The organism is Pseudomonas entomophila L48, assembly GCF_000026105.1.
Classification (GTDB): Bacteria; Pseudomonadota; Gammaproteobacteria; order Pseudomonadales; family Pseudomonadaceae; genus Aquipseudomonas; species Aquipseudomonas entomophila.
On sequence record NC_008027.1, the window covers coordinates 5,048,608 to 5,062,848 of the forward strand.

Consider the following 14,241-nt stretch of genomic DNA (forward strand, 5'->3'; position numbering starts at 1 on the left):
CCTGAATAATGCTGTGGATGATGTTGCTTATTGCGCCAGGCTGAGAATCCGGCTGGCGGCTCGGTGGGCACCCAGTCCATCGGGCGCGGCGACCCGCTGGTGAGCACCGAAATAGGTCGGCGCCGCGGTGTCCTTGTCCAGCTCGGCACCGATCAGCTCGGCGATCCGCCCGGCCTCGCAACCCAGGTAGGTCGGGAAGCCCAGGCGCCCCAGGCGGTCGAGCGCCTCGGCCTCGTGGTACTCGGACTTCGATGGCAGCACGAACAAGGTCGGAATGTTCAACGCGGCGATTTCGGTCACGGTGATCCAGCCCGGCGCCGACACCAGCAGGCTGGCTTCGCGCAGCAGGCCCATCCAGTCCGGGTAGTACGGCACGCTGATGACGCCTTCGCGCGGGGCGATGTCCTGGCGGCCGAGCAGCACCATCTTCAGCTCCGGGCGTTCGGCGCGCAGGCGCTCGAAGGCTTCCAGGTAGCCGTTGAGCAGGTTCTGCTTGCTCTCGGCGAACATGGTGGTGCCGCTGATGGAGGCGACGACGAACGGCCCGTCGCCCAGGCCCAGGTCGGCGCGCACGGTGGAGGCGTTGGTCTGGGTGAAATCGCGGATCATCGGCCCGACGAAGTGCGCCTTGCCCGAGTGCAGCGCGCTGGCTACTGGCGTGCCGTTGTCCATTTCCGGGATGTAGGGCTTGTCGGTCAGCACCAGCTGGCTCTGCTCGATCATCCACGAGAACTGCTTGTGCAAGGCCAGGCGCGCCCGGTTCAGGTCTTCGGCGTTGAGCTCGAAACCACCTTCGCTCAGGTCCTCGTCGGTCAGCTGGCAAAGGGTGAAGTCATAGCGCTCGGTGACGAACACCAGGGGCGTGCGGCTGAAGATCGCCGCCAGGCAAGCCGCCATGTTGAAGTCGGAAATCACCACGCGTGGCTTGTGTTCCTCGATGATCGCCAGGTAGGCCAGCATGCGTTCGCTGGACAGGAACGTGTTGGAAATATAGCCGGCGATATAGCTGCCCCAGTCGAGCTGGCGCGACAGGTTGCTCTTTTTCGAATAGTCCATCAGTTGCCCGGCGACATCGATCACGCCGATGCCCGAGCCTTCGAACATCGGGGTGAACACGTCCTGCAGCGAGGCCAGGGCCACCTTCAGGTCGATATCGGGGTTGCGATCCTTCAGGGCACGGCCGATCGACAGCACGCGCATGTTGTGACCGGAACCGGTGGGTGCGGGGGCGAACAGAATCATGCGACTTCCTCCTTGAGTTGAATGATGCCTTTGACTACCGAGTGTGCAGGTACATCGCGAATGACCACGGCGTAGGGTTCGACCACCACGTCGTCGCCAAGGGAAACAGGGCCGACGATCAATGCGCCGGTACCGATGCGGCAACGCTTGCCGATACGAATGGGGGCGGCTTTCCAGGGCAGCGAGCGGTAGCCGTGGTCATGGGAGGACGACACCAGGGTGACCTGGTCGTCGAGCTGGCTGTGTTCGCCGATGGCGACACCACCGGCCCCTTCGATGACCACGCCACGGCCCAGACCGACGTGCTCGCCCAGGGCGATACCGCCTTGCTCGTGCATGCCACCGCGCCGGGTGCTGCGGCCGATCAGCACGCAGTCCTCACCGATGCGCACCGAGGCGCCGCCGGACAGTTCGGCGTCGATCAGCGCGCTGTCGGCGATATGCCAGGCACTGAGCTGCGGGTTCTGCTGGTGCACGAGGTGCAATGCGCAGGAAGCGCGATCGAGGAAAGAAGGCAGGCCTTCGCGCTGGCGCTTGAGGACTTTCTGCAAGACGGGCGCCGGGTCGGGCCAGCCATCCTCGCTGACCTGGCGACGGGCGATCACCCGTGCCGGGCGGCCGACGACGATGCAGTCCTGCTCGACATCTTCAGTGACCAGGGCACCTGCGGCCACCACGGCCCCGGCACCGATATGCACACCGGGCAGAAGGGTTGCCCGGGCGCCGATCCAGGCGCCACGGCCAACACGGATGGGCTGTTCCTTGTTGCCGCGGGCGATGACGCCGGTGGCCAGCATGCCACGATCGGCGACATCCAGGTGCTCGAGGCTGCACTTGAAACCGATGAAGCAGCCTTGCCCCAGGGTCACGCCCTGGAGGTGATTGCCGGCACGAACCCAGCTGGCATCACCAATGCGGGTGTCGGACGAAACGCGCGTCCCGACTTCGACAAGCCATGTTGTCTGCATCACACAATCCCTTGCCTGTTCGGATGCAGCGCGTGGTTTCGCCGTGGCGAAAGTCAGACGTGCATCCCGGTTGCGAATCCTTGCATGGGGTGTCGCCACTCTGGCGCGACCTGCTGTTCAGGCCTGCCGATTTCGAGGGTTTCAAGCCGCCCTGCGAAGCCAATAATGTACTAGTCAATTAGTACTGTTCGCATATCCTAGTACAGACAAAATGCCTAGGCAACACGTTTTCTGTGCTGGTCGTTAGAAAATTTACAGGCAGTCAAGATGCACAAACAGGTTTCGATTGTGTGAAAACAGGCTGAATTTATCGTGGAATCTGCACATAAATCCACAGGCAAGAAAAAACGCACCCGGCCACTCATGTGCCCGGATGCGTTGAGACAAACACAATGGCTGGCCAAAGGCCAGCAAACGGAGGGGTCAGTGCGCGAGAGGATCAGGGACGACGGCGCCCCAATTGCCCATGGCGTGGCCTGCGACTTTTTCCAGCGCATCGCGCGGCGAACCATCGCGCGCCACCATGGCCATGCCGCGCTGTACCACGCCGTAGTAGTTGGCCAGGCTCTCGCAGTCGACATGCTCGCCGATCTCACGGCTGGCCTGCCCAAGGCGCAGGCGGTTTTTCAACATCTCGAAGGGTTTGCAGCGCAGCACCTTGAGCCCGACCCTGAGGTTGGGTAACGGGGAATTGAGGTCGGTCTGGGTGACGAAGCAACCGTGGGGGCGGTCTTCTCGGGTGAGGATCCTGGCGGTTGCCAGCAGAACGGCCTGGATCGAGTCCTGCGCCCGTTCGTACTTGTACAGCTCGCTCCAGATTTCCTCGCCAACCGTGGACCAGTAAAGCTCCAGCGCTTCGAGGAACAGGTCCTCCTTGGAGCCGAAGGCGGCATAGAGGCTGGGTGACTTGATCTTCATCACCCCCATCAGTTCGCTCAGCGACGTGCCATCGTAGCCCTTGTCCCAGAACAGCAGCATGGCCTTGACCAGCGCCTCGTGACGATCGAACTCCCGGGGTCTTCCACGACCACTCATATCTACTTCTCCCTTCAAACAACGGGTGGATCGCAACCTGGGCAGTCACAACCCGGATCCCACTGCGCCCCCAGGCAGCCATGACCTGCAGGCCTTGCGCGACAAGGCTTGCAGCGGCAATACGTGAACGGCGTTACAAAAAGAATTGTATTGTACTAATACATCCGTACAATCGGCGGTGTGCGAATGATATGCGGCCGCCAGCGGGGTACGTCAACCCCGGCTTACAAACAATAAGTCATGGCGTACATGCATGATCGCCAAAGCTTTTTCAGCGAAGATCACCCACAAAGGAGCGTTTCAGCAATGGATGTTGCAACTTACAGAAATGCAATGGCCCGGCTCGGCGGCGCCGTCTCCATCATCAGCACCGATGGCCCCAGCGGTCGCCATGGCTTCACGGCCTCAGCCGTGTGCAGCGTCACCGACACCCCGCCCACCCTGCTGGTGTGCATGAACAACCAGTCGCGCCAGCGCAGCAGTTTTGAAGAAAATGGGGTGCTCTGTGTGAACGTGCTGCGCGGTGACCACCAGCACCTGTCGGGCATCTTCGCCAACAAACACCTGGACATGGAGCAACGTTTTCAGGCAACGCCCTGGTCCACCGGGCACAGCGGCGCGCCGACCATGGACGAGGCGCTGGTCTGCTTCGACTGCCGGATCAGCGAAATCCACACGGTGGGCAGCCACAGCATCTTCTATTGCCAAGTGCTGAACATCGACAGCGCCCAGCACCCGGAAGGGTTGATCTATTTCGACCGTGCCTATCATCGCGTCGCCGCACCCGACCAGTCCGCGGCCTGAAGACTTCCGGAGAACACGCGTCATGGACAATCTCTGGACTTCGCTGCCACTGCCTGGCCTGAGCGACGATCAACGCCACTGGCTATTTGCTCCAGGCTCGCTGACCTTGCGCCTGAAGGCGCTAGGCCGGTTCAGCCTGGAGGTGACCCAGCAGCGGATCGATTTCCCCGAACCTGGTGAAGCCCATGCCTTGGGCTGCACCACGGACAGCCCTGCCTGGATCCGTGAAGTGGCCTTGAAAATCGACGACCAGGTGATGGTCTGCGCCCGCAGCCTGACCCCCATGCGCGAGCGCCGGCCAGCCTGGCCGGAGCTCGCCGGCTACGGCGGCGAGCCGTTGGGCAGCATGCTGTACAACACACCGGATATTCACCGCGGCGCTTTCGAATGCCAACGCCCGCAGGCCGATGACCCGCTGTCGCGCCTGGCCACGTCACTTGGCCAGCCAAGCGGCAAGCTGCTGGCCCGCCGTTCGCGCTTCCTGCGCGACGGCCAGCCACTGCTGATCGCCGAATGCTTCGTCGAGGGTTTCTGGGCGTTGCTGCAGGAGCGGAGCGCGCCGCTGAAACTGGCTATCTGAGCCAAGGGCGCGCTCGCGGGGGGAGGCGAATCAGCCTTCTTCCAGGCGGGCTTCGTTGTCGCGAATGACCTGCGAGGTGTGCGGGTCTTTGTCGACCGCGTCGAGCAGGGAGCTGAGCAAACCTGGGAAGCGGGCTTCCAGGTCATCCCGGCGGATCGACAGCAAGTTCTCACGACCATAAGGGCGTTGCCAGATCACGCCGCTGTCGCGCAGCACGCGCCAGTGGTGGGTCATGGTCGATTTGGAGGCACCTTTGAGGATGCGCCCGCAAGGGTGCTCTTCGCCATCGGCGAGGACCTTCAGCACGGTCAGGCGCAACGGATTGCCAAGTGCTGTCAGGACGTTTTCCAGGCGGATCTGCTCGATGCTGGGGTGGTTGGCAGTGTACATGCAATAACCTCAATAGCCTTACAAGGATCACCACGCCCCGGATCGCTTGCGCGGTACCGTCCGTGGTTTCCCCGTATTGATCAGGCGCGATTCCATGTCGCGCTCCTGGGAAGCCGAGTCCGAACCTGGCAATACCCCGTGGGGACAGCATGTTCCCAACTACCTAGGGCCATCAGTCGATGGCTGCCTGCCTCTGGAATCACGACTGTTTGTTAGTACGAACAGTGTAGGACTATACACCATTGTTACAACCGTTCGCGAGCCAATCGTGTTGCATGTGCTACCCGGGTGCATCAAGGTGCAACCCATTTAGCCTTGTAAAACAGGACGTTGTGCATTGCGACGGATTTAGAAAGGGGTGTGTTTCAAGGTGTAAAGCGCGGGTTTTTCGTTGGAGGAGTTGTAGCGCTCTTGAGACCGGGCGCCGCCTGCGCGGCGCATCGCGGATGAATCCGCTCCTACATCGGTTGCAACGTGCCGCACCTGCGAGGCCGAATGATCCCGAAGAAAACCTGTAGGAGCGGATTCATCCGCGATGCGCCGCACAGGCGGCGCTCGATCTCGTAGGCGCTGCAACTCTCCGGGCGAACACTTGAAAGCCAACGCCAGGTGCAACCCCGGCGCCGGCTGAACCAGCATTCAACGAACAGCGCTTGGCTCGGGCTCGTAGCCGCCCCCAAGTGCAGTAACCAGGCTCACCGCCGAGTCGATCTGCTTGCTGCTGAGCAACGCCAGGCGCATTTCATCCTCGATCAACTGCTCTTCGATATTCAGCGAATCGAGGAAATTGTTTTCCCCGACCTCGAACCGTTCGACAGCCAGATCGAAGGACGACTGAGCCGTATCCCGCGCGGTGCGTTGCAGGCCGATCTGCCGGTTCACCGCCTGCAACTCGGTCACCGACGTCGCCACCTGGTGCAGTGCCGTGTTCAGGGTCGAGTTGTAACCGGCGATCGCCAGGTCCAGGTCGGCGTTGCTCTGCTTGAGCTCGGAGCGCAAGCGCCCGGCATCGAACAAAGGCAAGGTCACGGTCGGCGCGATGTTCCAGAAACGGCTCACGCTGTCGTTGAAACTGTCACCGGACATGGCATGGATGCCGCCCGCCGCACGCAGGTTGATGTTGGGGTAGAAGCGCGTCTTCACCGACGCCACGGTCTGAGTCTGCGCCTCGACTCGCCAACGCGCCGCGACAATGTCGGGGCGACGCCCCAGCAGTTCGGCGGGCAGGTTTTCCGGCAAGGCGGCTTCGTCGCTCCTGAGCGGCTTGGGCCGGGCTATGTCGTGGGCACCATCGACGCCAGTGCCCAGCAACGCCGAGAGCTGCAGGCGGGCGACCTGCACATCGCTCCTGGCCCCCAGCAAGCTGGCCTCGGCACGTGCCACCAGGCCATCGACCCGCTGCAACTGGGACTTGTTGTCCAGGCCGTTGTGGTAGCGATCGCCGGTCAGGCTCTGCAGGTTGCGCAAGCGCTTGAGGTCGCGCTCGCTGAGGTCGACCACGTCCCAGGCGTAGGTCAGCTGGTTGTAGGCCTTGACCACGTTGGCCGCCAGCAGCAGGCGCGCCGACTGCACCTCGACCTCCGCCGCCCGCGCCTGGCTGACCGAGGCCTCCCAGGCACTGCGCTTGCCGCCCCACAGGTCGAGGTCGTAGTCGAAGGTCACGCCCAGGCTGCGCACGGTGACATAGCGGTTGCCCTGCCCCGCGTAATCTTCGCTGCGCGACAGCCGCGAGCGCTTCACGTCGCCGAAGGCGTCCACCTGCGGCGCCCGGTCGGCGCCGTAGTATTCCTGGTAGGCGTTGGCCTTGTCGGCCCGCGCCCGCACTTCCTGCAACCCTGGGTTGTTCTGCCAGGCTTTGGCCACCAGCCCGTCCAGCTGGGCGTCGCCGTAGCGCTGCCACCACTGCCCTTGCGGCCAGGGAGCGGCCGGCAAACGGGCGTCGGCCAGGGTAGTCGACGGCGCGCCTTCGGGGGTGAGCAGGGTTTGACGGTGGTCGATGCCGGCGTGGTTGACGCAACCACTCAGGGCCACCAGGGCCGCCAGCGACAGCGGCCATGCACAACGTGTGAGTTTCAACATGCGATTATCCCCGGGCCGGCGCGTCGATGGCCTGGCCTTCAGTGCTGTCGGCAGGCGTTGCCTTGGGCTGCCTGGCGGTGCTCAGCAGGCTGTAGACCGTCGGCAGGATGAACAGGGTGAACAAGGTGCCGATCAGCATCCCGACCACGATCACCAGGCCCAGGCCGAAGCGGCTGTTGGCCCCGGCACCGGTGGCGAAGATCAGCGGCGCCAGGCCCACGACCATGGCCGCGGTGGTCATCAGGATCGGCCGCAGGCGCACTTCGGCGGCGTGGCGGATCGCCTCCAGCTTGCCCATGCCGTGGTGCATCTGCAGTTCGTTGGCGAACGCCACCATCAGGATGCCGTGCTTGCTGATCAAGCCAATCAACGTGATCAGGCCGATCTGCGTGTAGATGTTCAGCGAGGTGTAGCCCAGCGCCAGCGGCAGCAGTGCCCCGCAGATCGACAGCGGCACGCTGATCAGGATGATGAACGGGTCGATGAAGCTCTCGTACTGCACCGCCAGCACCAGGTAGATGATCACCAGGGCGAAGGCGAAGGTCAGCACCAGGGTGTTGCCCTCCTGCACGAACTGGCGGGTATCCGACTGCCAGTCGTAGGTGTAGCCAGCCGGGAACTGCTTGGCCTGTTCGGTGAGGAAGGCCACGGCGTCGCCCAGGGTCACGCCCGGCAGGGGGATGGCCTGGAAGGTCGCGGCGTTCTGCTGGTTGAACTGCGGGCGCAGGTTCGGCTCGACCTTGACCTTGATGGTGGCCAGGGTCGACAGCGGCACCAGGTTGCCGTGCTGGTCCTTGACGTAGTAGCGGTTCAGCGCCTCGGGGGTCAGGCGATCCTGCGGCACGGATTGCGGAATCACGTCGTAGGAGCGGCCGTGGTAGGCGAAGCGGTTGACGTACTTCTCACCGATCAGGCTGTTGAGGGTCTTGCCGATGTCGCTCATGCGGATGCCCATGGCGTTGGCCTTGGCCCTGTCGACCTGCACCTCGACCACCGGGTTGTTGAAGTCCAGGTCACTGTCGACCACGGCGAACAGGCCGCTGCTGCGGGCACTGGCCTTGAGCTTGTCCATCACGTCGAACAGCGATTGGTAGTCCTGGTCGCTGCGCACCACCATCTGCACCGGCAGACCGCCGGTGGAGCCCGGCAGCGGCGGCATCTGGAAGACGAAGATGCTGGTGCCTTCGATCTGGCTGACGCGTTGTTGCAGCAACGGCTGGATCTGGTTGGCGCTGCGTTCGCGCTTGTCCCAGTCCACCAGGTTGATGCCGCCGACACTGTTCGACAGACCGTCGGTGCCGTTGGCCACCCAGTCGCTGTAGCCTTCCGGGAACTCCTTGAACACTTCGTGGAGCTTTTCCGAGAACGCCTCGACGTAGTTGATGTTGGCGTGCTGCGGGGCCTTGATCGCGGTCAGCAGGATGTTCTGGTCTTCCAGTGGCGCCAGTTCGCTTTGCGCCGACTTGTACAGCACCGGCAGGCTGAAGAAGATCACCAGCGCGATGGCCAGGCTGATCCAGCGCTTGGACAAGGACACGCCCAGCAACTTGCCATAGCGCTCGGCCAGCCAGTTGAAGAAGGCCTCGGCCTTGTGCGCCATGTAGCCTTCGCTCGACTTGGCGTCGAGCAGCCGGGTGCTCATGATCGGCGACAGGGTCAGGGCGACGATGCCGGACACCACCACCGAACCGGCCAGGGTCAGCGCGAACTCCTTGAACAGGGTACCGGTCAGGCCGCCCATCAGGCCGATCGGCGCGTACACCGCCGCCAGGGTGAAGGTCATCGCCACCACCGGCCCGGCCACTTCGCGGGCACCCAGCAAGGCGGCTTCGAACGGCGTCTTGCCGTCCTCGATATGGCGGTGGACGTTCTCCACCACGACGATCGCGTCATCCACCACCAGGCCGATCGCCAGCACCATCGCCAGCAGCGTCAGCAGGTTCAGGCTGAAGCCGAACATCTGCATCAGCACCGCGGCACCGAGCATCGACAGCGGGATGGTCACCAGCGGGATCAGCACGGTGCGGAAGGTGCCCAGGCACAGGTAGATCACCAGGACCACGATCACCAGCGCCTCGATCAGGGTGTGGGTCACCTCGTCGATGGACGACTGGATGAAGTGCGCCACCTCGAACGGGATCTGCACCTTCACGCCTGGCGGCAGGGTCTTCTCGATTTCCGGGATCAGCGCCTTGACCGCATTGACGATGGTCAGCGGGTTGCCGGTGGGCGCGGCGTCGAGGCCGAGGAACATCGCCGGGACCGCGCTCATCGCGCCACTGGTGTCGAACGACGCGGCGTTGAGCTCGACGGTGCCGACATCACGCACGCGGATGATGTTGCCGTTGTCGTTGCGCAGGACCATGTCCTTGAAGTCTTCGACGCTGGTCAGGTCGGTGTTGATGCGCAGGTTGCTGACCACGTACAGGCCTTTGACCTGGCCGGGCGCGGCCTGGAAGTTGTTCTCCTTGATCGCGTCGGCCACGTCCTGGCCGGTGATGCCGTAGCCGGCCAGCAGGTCAGGGTCCAGCCATAGGCGCATGGACATGGTCTGGCCGCCCAGCACGTTGATCTTGGCCACGCCGTCGATGCCCGAGAACATCGGTTCGACCACCCGCGAGATGTAGTCGGCCACTTCCGGCATCGACAGCTGCTCGCTGGAGAACGCCACGTAGGCGACGCTGGTGAAGCCGCCGGAGGTGCGCTCGATTACCGGGTCATAGGCTTCGGCAGGCAGCTTGTAGCGGATCTGGTTGACCTTGGCCATCACCTCGGTGAGCGCATTGATCGAGTTGCTGTTGAGCTGCATGCGCACGGTGACCAGGCTCTTGCCCTGGGTCGAACTGGACGACAGGTAGTCGATGCCCTCGACCGAGGCCACGGCCTGGCTGATCGGCTGGGTCACGAAACCCTGCATCAGCTCGGAAGAGGCACCCGGGTACTGGGTGGTGATGGTGATGGTCGAGGTTTCCAGCATCGGGTACTGGCGCACCGGCAGCTTGGTGAACGCCATGATCCCGAACAGCAGGATCAGCGTGCTGACCACCAGCGCCAGCACGGGCCGGCGCAGGAAAATATCGGTGAAATGCATGATCGTTCCTCAGCGCTGGACGTTGAGCCGCACGGTGTCGGCCACAGGCTCGATGGCGACGCCGTCCTGCAGCTTGATCTGCCCGGAGGTCACCACTTCGTCGCCTGCTTGCAGGCCTTTGGCAACCACCGCCAGGCCATCGCGGCGCTCGCCGATGCTGATGTTCTGCCGGCGGACCTTCTTCAGGCCGTTTTCTTCGTAGGTGACGAACACACTTTCGCCATAGGCGTTGTAGGTGATCGCGGTTTCCGGCACCACCAGCTCATCCTTGCCCGGCAGCTGTACCTTGACCTTGGCGTACATGCCCGGGCGCAGCTTGCCCTGGTGCTCCTTGAGCAGCGCCTGGACCTTGATCACGTGGGAGTTGTTCACCTGTGGGTCGATGGCGCTGACCGTGCCTTCGAACTTCATGCCGCTCCACGCATCGACAGCCAGCTCGACGGCCTGGCCCTTGACGATGTTGGCGCTGTCGCGCTCGGAGACGGTGAAGTTGACCCGCAGGCCATTGAGGTCGGTGAGCGTGGCCAGTGGGCGACCGGCCTGCACGTAGTCTCCCAGGTGAACCTGGCGAATGCCCAGTTCACCGGAGAACGGCGCGCGGATGGTCTTCTGCGCGATCTGCGCCTGGATGTTCTCGAGGTTGCCCTTGGCCGCGTCGAACTGCGCCCGGGCGCTGTCCAGCGCGCGCTGGCTCTCGGCGCCGTTGCGCGCCAGGGCCTGCAGGCGCCCGTAGTGGGTCTTGGCGGCTTCGAACTCACCACGCAGGCGAGTCAGCTCGCCTTCTTCCGGCGAGGTGTTGAGCTTGACCACCACGTTGCCGGCCTTGACCTTGTCGCCCGAGTCGAAGGCCAAGGCCACCACCTGGCCGCTGACTTCGGCCGACAGCAGTACCTGCTGGCGGGCCTCGATCTGGCCGATGGCAACCTGGTAATAGGTGTACGGCACCTGCTTGACCTTGGCCAGGGCCGCGGGTACCAGAACGGGGGCGGGCGCCGGCTCTTCTCCATGAGCCACGTAACGCAGTGACAAGCCCCCCAGTACCGCAAGCGTGACCACTGACGCCGTTACTTTCCCTAGATAGTGTTTCGCCCGCATGACTTACCCCCTGTCGCCTGGATCGGCAACCTTCTGGAAATTCAACATTTAGAAAACTCCAACCTGCACGCTGCTGGCCCGGTCGGGCTGACCGGGGTGGCATCGGCTGAATGTCGGTGACTGGCGATGAACGCCGGATCAATAGATCTTGCTGGTCTGCGCCTTGCCCAGGTACAGCTTGCCCAGGCCGAACAGGTTCAACGGCGACAGGACGAAGTGCTTGGAGCCGACATGGATGTCGCGCAGGCTGCGCTCGAGCGCGCAGGTCTTGTAGACCGCCTTGGAGCCGGTCAGCCCATGCAACTGGTTCACGGCATTGAGCGCATGCTCGTTGAGCAGCGAGCCGGCCAGCCCGACACGTACGTTCATGCCGTCGCCATCGGCCAGTTGCGACTGGGTGATGGCGTCTTCCAGCAGCAACTGGGCGCTGTGCAGTTGCGCCAGGACGATGCCGGTCTTCTCGCTGGTCAAGGCGGCCACGCCCTCGTCGGCCGGCACGGTGCGCTCGTCGCGGAAGTACTCCAGCGCGGCCTTGGCCACACCCAGCACGGTGCCCATCGCGGCGATGGTGCCGAAGTCGTAGTAACCCACCTTGTAGGCCAGCGAGGCGCGTGGCGCCGGGGCCTTCTTCAGCGATTCAGGATCGACGCTGTAGTGCGCCGGCACAAAGACATTGCTGCATTCGAAATGATTGCTGCCGGTACCGCGCATGCCCATCACATCCCAGGTCTTGAGGATGCGGCATTCGCTGCGTGGCACGAAGAGCATGCGCACCTGCGGCTGCGAACCGTCGGCGACTTCCTGCTTGAGGGTGGCCGTGCACACCAACCAGTCGGCATGCGCCGAACCGCTGGCGAAGCCCCACTTGCCGCTGACACGGTAGCCACCTTCGACGGCGATGGCTTCGCCGCCCGAGTGGATCGCACCGACCACGAAGCCGTTGCACCCGCTGTAGATCTCTTGTGCAGCCTGCTCAGGGAGGTAGTCGGCCAGGCGACCCATGGCGACCTGCACCATCACCTGCCAGGACACCGAGGCGTCGAGGGCGGCGAGGCGCTGGACGATCTGCGAGATGACCCGCATGTCCAGCTGCTGGCCACCGAAGGCCTTGCTCACGCACAGACGGGAAAAGCCCAACTTGAACAGCTCGGCCATGACTTCAGGGTGGGTTTCGCCATGCTCTTCGGCGTAGTCGCGGTGCCGCAGGATCAGCGGCCGGACCGCCTCGATACGGGCCATCCATTCTTCTGCCTCGGCAGGCAGGTCACGCCACTGCATCAATGTCTTCATGTTCAGCTCCTTGCTGTGTGGGATGAATCCTGGGGTCCGTGTCGACATCGAACGAGGCCAATGTACGCATACAGTCGTACTGTTGCAAGCCCCTCGTACAATCTTTCTGTAAAGCGGGTTTGGAAACTGAGAAGACGAGTAATCAGCCGTAAGCACCGGCAAACATCAGGCAATGGCAGCGTTCGGCGGGATATCTGTAAGGCACCCGACAGAAAGGCACGGCGCCCGGCGCCGTGCCGAGTGGCAGGTTTCAGCGTTCGTCGAAGGGGATGCCGCCCTTGGCCTTGTCACCGGGCGGGGCCTCGACGATTTGCACCACCACGTGTTCACGGGCGATCTCGAAACTGTTGGCCACCGCCTCGGTCACCGAGCGCAGCAGTTTCTTCTTCTGCAGGTCGGAACGGCCGGCGGTTGCGTAGACGATCACTTCTGGCATGTCGCTTCTCCTTAAGCGTGGGAATCCAGCGGGGTCGCCAACAGATTGCCGGCGACAGCACGATCATACGCCGAGGAAAAGGAGTTGAACAGTTCGCGTACATGCGTACAATCGCAACATTCGTCACAATTCAGGAGGCAAGGATGCAATTCGGAATTTACAGCGTCGGCGACGTTACCCGCGACCCGACCACAGGCCGTATCCCCAGCGAGGCCGAGCGCCTGTCGGCGATGGTGCGCATCGCCCTCAAGGCCGAGGAGGTCGGCCTGGACGTGTTCGCCACCGGCGAGCACCACAACCCACCCTTCGTGACCTCGTCACCCACCACCCTGCTGGCGTTCATCGCCGCGCAGACCTCACGCCTGATCCTCTCCACCTCGACCACGCTGATCACCACCAACGACCCGGTGCGCCTGGCCGAGGAGTATGCGGTGCTGCAACACCTGTCGGGCGGGCGCATGGACCTGATGCTCGGGCGCGGCAACACCGCGCCGGTCTATCCCTGGTTCGGCAAGGACATCATGCAGGGCCTGCCGCTGGCGCTGGACAACTACGACCTGCTGCACCGCCTGTGGCGCGAGGAAAACATCGACTGGGAGGGCCGCTTCCGCACCCCGCTGCACCGCTTCACCTCGATCCCGCGGCCACTGGACAACCTGCCGCCGTTCGTCTGGCATGGCTCGATCCGCACCCCGGAGATCGCCGAGCAGGCGGCGCGCCATGGCGATGGTTTCTTCGCCAGCCACATTCTCTGGCCCAAGGGGCACTTCCAGCGCATGGTGGCCTTCTACCGTTCGCGTTTCGCCCACTACGGCCACGGCACCCCGCAACAGGCCATGGTCGGGCTGGGCGGGCACATCTACGTCAACCGTGATTCCCAGGTCGCCCGCGAGCGCTTCCGCCCGTTCTTCGACAACGCGCCGGTGTATGGCCACGGCCCGTCGCTGGAAGAGTTCATGCGCGAGACGCCGCTGTCGGTCGGCAGCCCCCAGGAGATCATCGACAAGACCCTGACCTTCCGCGAGCAGTTCGGCGACTACCAGCGCCAGCTGTTCCTGTTCGACCATGCCGGCATTCCCTTGCCGGAGGTGCTGGACATGCTGGAGCTGTTCGGCAGCGAGATCCTGCCGGTGCTGCGCCGGGAAACCGCCAAGGGGCGCAACCCCGGCGCGGCCGAGCCGCCGACCCACGCCGGGCGGTTGGCGCAACGTGCCCAGGCCACCGATTGATC

Annotated in this window: 12 protein-coding genes; 3 read left to right on the top strand and 9 right to left on the bottom strand. The window is 63.7% G+C overall.

The genetic code is table 11. The features are described 5' to 3' along the window. Positions 1-27: 27 nt before the first annotated feature. From PSEEN_RS21960 to PSEEN_RS27150, 3 genes are all read right to left on the bottom strand, one after another. Positions 28-1,242, bottom strand: a complete 1,215-nt coding sequence (locus PSEEN_RS21960; RefSeq protein WP_011535768.1) for a glycosyltransferase family protein — start codon at positions 1,240-1,242, stop codon at positions 28-30. After that, the gene (locus PSEEN_RS27145; protein WP_011535769.1) at positions 1,239-2,210 is read right to left on the bottom strand and encodes a DapH/DapD/GlmU-related protein; all 972 of its coding nucleotides are present in this window, start codon (positions 2,208-2,210) and stop codon (positions 1,239-1,241) included. The genes PSEEN_RS21960 and PSEEN_RS27145 overlap by 4 nt, the downstream gene beginning before the upstream one ends. Positions 2,211-2,633: 423 nt before the next feature. Next, on the bottom strand, positions 2,634-3,245 hold the full coding sequence (locus PSEEN_RS27150) for a TetR/AcrR family transcriptional regulator (RefSeq protein WP_011535771.1): 612 nt from the start codon (positions 3,243-3,245) through the stop codon (positions 2,634-2,636). Between the two features lie 306 nt (positions 3,246-3,551). On the opposite strand from PSEEN_RS27150, the gene PSEEN_RS21975 reads away from it, so the two are divergent. Together PSEEN_RS21975 and PSEEN_RS21980 are read left to right on the top strand one after the other, a co-directional pair. After that, on the top strand, positions 3,552-4,049 hold the full coding sequence (locus tag PSEEN_RS21975) for a flavin reductase (RefSeq protein ID WP_011535772.1): 498 nt from the start codon (positions 3,552-3,554) through the stop codon (positions 4,047-4,049). Positions 4,050-4,071: 22 nt separating this feature from the next. Then, positions 4,072-4,629 carry a chorismate--pyruvate lyase family protein gene (locus PSEEN_RS21980; RefSeq protein ID WP_011535773.1) on the top strand — a complete coding sequence of 186 codons (558 nt, stop codon included), beginning with the start codon at positions 4,072-4,074 and terminating at the stop codon, positions 4,627-4,629. Between the two features lie 30 nt (positions 4,630-4,659). Here PSEEN_RS21980 and PSEEN_RS21985 read toward each other — a convergent pair whose 3' ends face one another. From PSEEN_RS21985 to PSEEN_RS22010, 6 genes are all read right to left on the bottom strand, one after another. Then, positions 4,660-5,019: an ArsR/SmtB family transcription factor gene (locus PSEEN_RS21985; RefSeq protein ID WP_011535774.1), complete on the bottom strand. Its 360-nt coding sequence runs from the start codon at positions 5,017-5,019 to the stop codon at positions 4,660-4,662. Between the two features lie 639 nt (positions 5,020-5,658). Next, positions 5,659-7,098: an efflux transporter outer membrane subunit gene (locus PSEEN_RS21990; protein WP_011535776.1), complete on the bottom strand. Its 1,440-nt coding sequence runs from the start codon at positions 7,096-7,098 to the stop codon at positions 5,659-5,661. Positions 7,099-7,102: 4 nt separating this feature from the next. Continuing rightward, positions 7,103-10,189: a MexW/MexI family multidrug efflux RND transporter permease subunit gene (locus PSEEN_RS21995; RefSeq protein ID WP_011535777.1), complete on the bottom strand. Its 3,087-nt coding sequence runs from the start codon at positions 10,187-10,189 to the stop codon at positions 7,103-7,105. 9 nt (positions 10,190-10,198) lie between these two features. Continuing rightward, positions 10,199-11,284, bottom strand: a complete 1,086-nt coding sequence (locus PSEEN_RS22000) for an efflux RND transporter periplasmic adaptor subunit (protein WP_011535778.1) — start codon at positions 11,282-11,284, stop codon at positions 10,199-10,201. A gap of 138 nt (positions 11,285-11,422) precedes the next feature. Further along, a complete protein-coding gene (locus PSEEN_RS22005; RefSeq protein WP_011535779.1) occupies positions 11,423-12,574 on the bottom strand; it encodes an acyl-CoA dehydrogenase family protein in 1,152 nt (383 codons plus the stop codon). 250 nt (positions 12,575-12,824) lie between these two features. Beyond that, positions 12,825-13,010 carry a tautomerase family protein gene (locus PSEEN_RS22010; protein WP_011535780.1) on the bottom strand — a complete coding sequence of 62 codons (186 nt, stop codon included), beginning with the start codon at positions 13,008-13,010 and terminating at the stop codon, positions 12,825-12,827. A 143-nt stretch (positions 13,011-13,153) separates the two neighbouring features. Here PSEEN_RS22010 and PSEEN_RS22015 point away from each other — a divergent pair, with 143 nt between their 5' ends. Then, a complete protein-coding gene (locus PSEEN_RS22015; RefSeq protein WP_011535781.1) occupies positions 13,154-14,239 on the top strand; it encodes an LLM class flavin-dependent oxidoreductase in 1,086 nt (361 codons plus the stop codon). The last annotated feature ends 2 nt before the right edge of the window (positions 14,240-14,241 follow it).

Excerpts from the sequence above, each read along its gene's own strand:
- PSEEN_RS21960 (WP_011535768.1), bottom strand. The coding sequence starts at position 1,242 with ATGATTCTGTTCGCCCCCGCACCCACCGGTTCCGGTCACAACATGCGC.
- PSEEN_RS27145 (WP_011535769.1), bottom strand. The coding sequence starts at position 2,210 with ATGCAGACAACATGGCTTGTCGAAGTCGGGACGCGCGTTTCGTCCGAC.
- PSEEN_RS27150 (WP_011535771.1), bottom strand. The coding sequence starts at position 3,245 with ATGAGTGGTCGTGGAAGACCCCGGGAGTTCGATCGTCACGAGGCGCTG.
- PSEEN_RS21975 (WP_011535772.1), top strand. The coding sequence starts at position 3,552 with ATGGATGTTGCAACTTACAGAAATGCAATGGCCCGGCTCGGCGGCGCC.
- PSEEN_RS21980 (WP_011535773.1), top strand. The coding sequence starts at position 4,072 with ATGGACAATCTCTGGACTTCGCTGCCACTGCCTGGCCTGAGCGACGAT.
- PSEEN_RS21985 (WP_011535774.1), bottom strand. The coding sequence starts at position 5,019 with ATGTACACTGCCAACCACCCCAGCATCGAGCAGATCCGCCTGGAAAAC.
- PSEEN_RS21990 (WP_011535776.1), bottom strand. The coding sequence starts at position 7,098 with ATGTTGAAACTCACACGTTGTGCATGGCCGCTGTCGCTGGCGGCCCTG.
- PSEEN_RS21995 (WP_011535777.1), bottom strand. The coding sequence starts at position 10,189 with ATGCATTTCACCGATATTTTCCTGCGCCGGCCCGTGCTGGCGCTGGTG.
- PSEEN_RS22000 (WP_011535778.1), bottom strand. The coding sequence starts at position 11,284 with ATGCGGGCGAAACACTATCTAGGGAAAGTAACGGCGTCAGTGGTCACG.
- PSEEN_RS22005 (WP_011535779.1), bottom strand. The coding sequence starts at position 12,574 with ATGAAGACATTGATGCAGTGGCGTGACCTGCCTGCCGAGGCAGAAGAA.
- PSEEN_RS22010 (WP_011535780.1), bottom strand. The coding sequence starts at position 13,010 with ATGCCAGAAGTGATCGTCTACGCAACCGCCGGCCGTTCCGACCTGCAG.
- PSEEN_RS22015 (WP_011535781.1), top strand. The coding sequence starts at position 13,154 with ATGCAATTCGGAATTTACAGCGTCGGCGACGTTACCCGCGACCCGACC.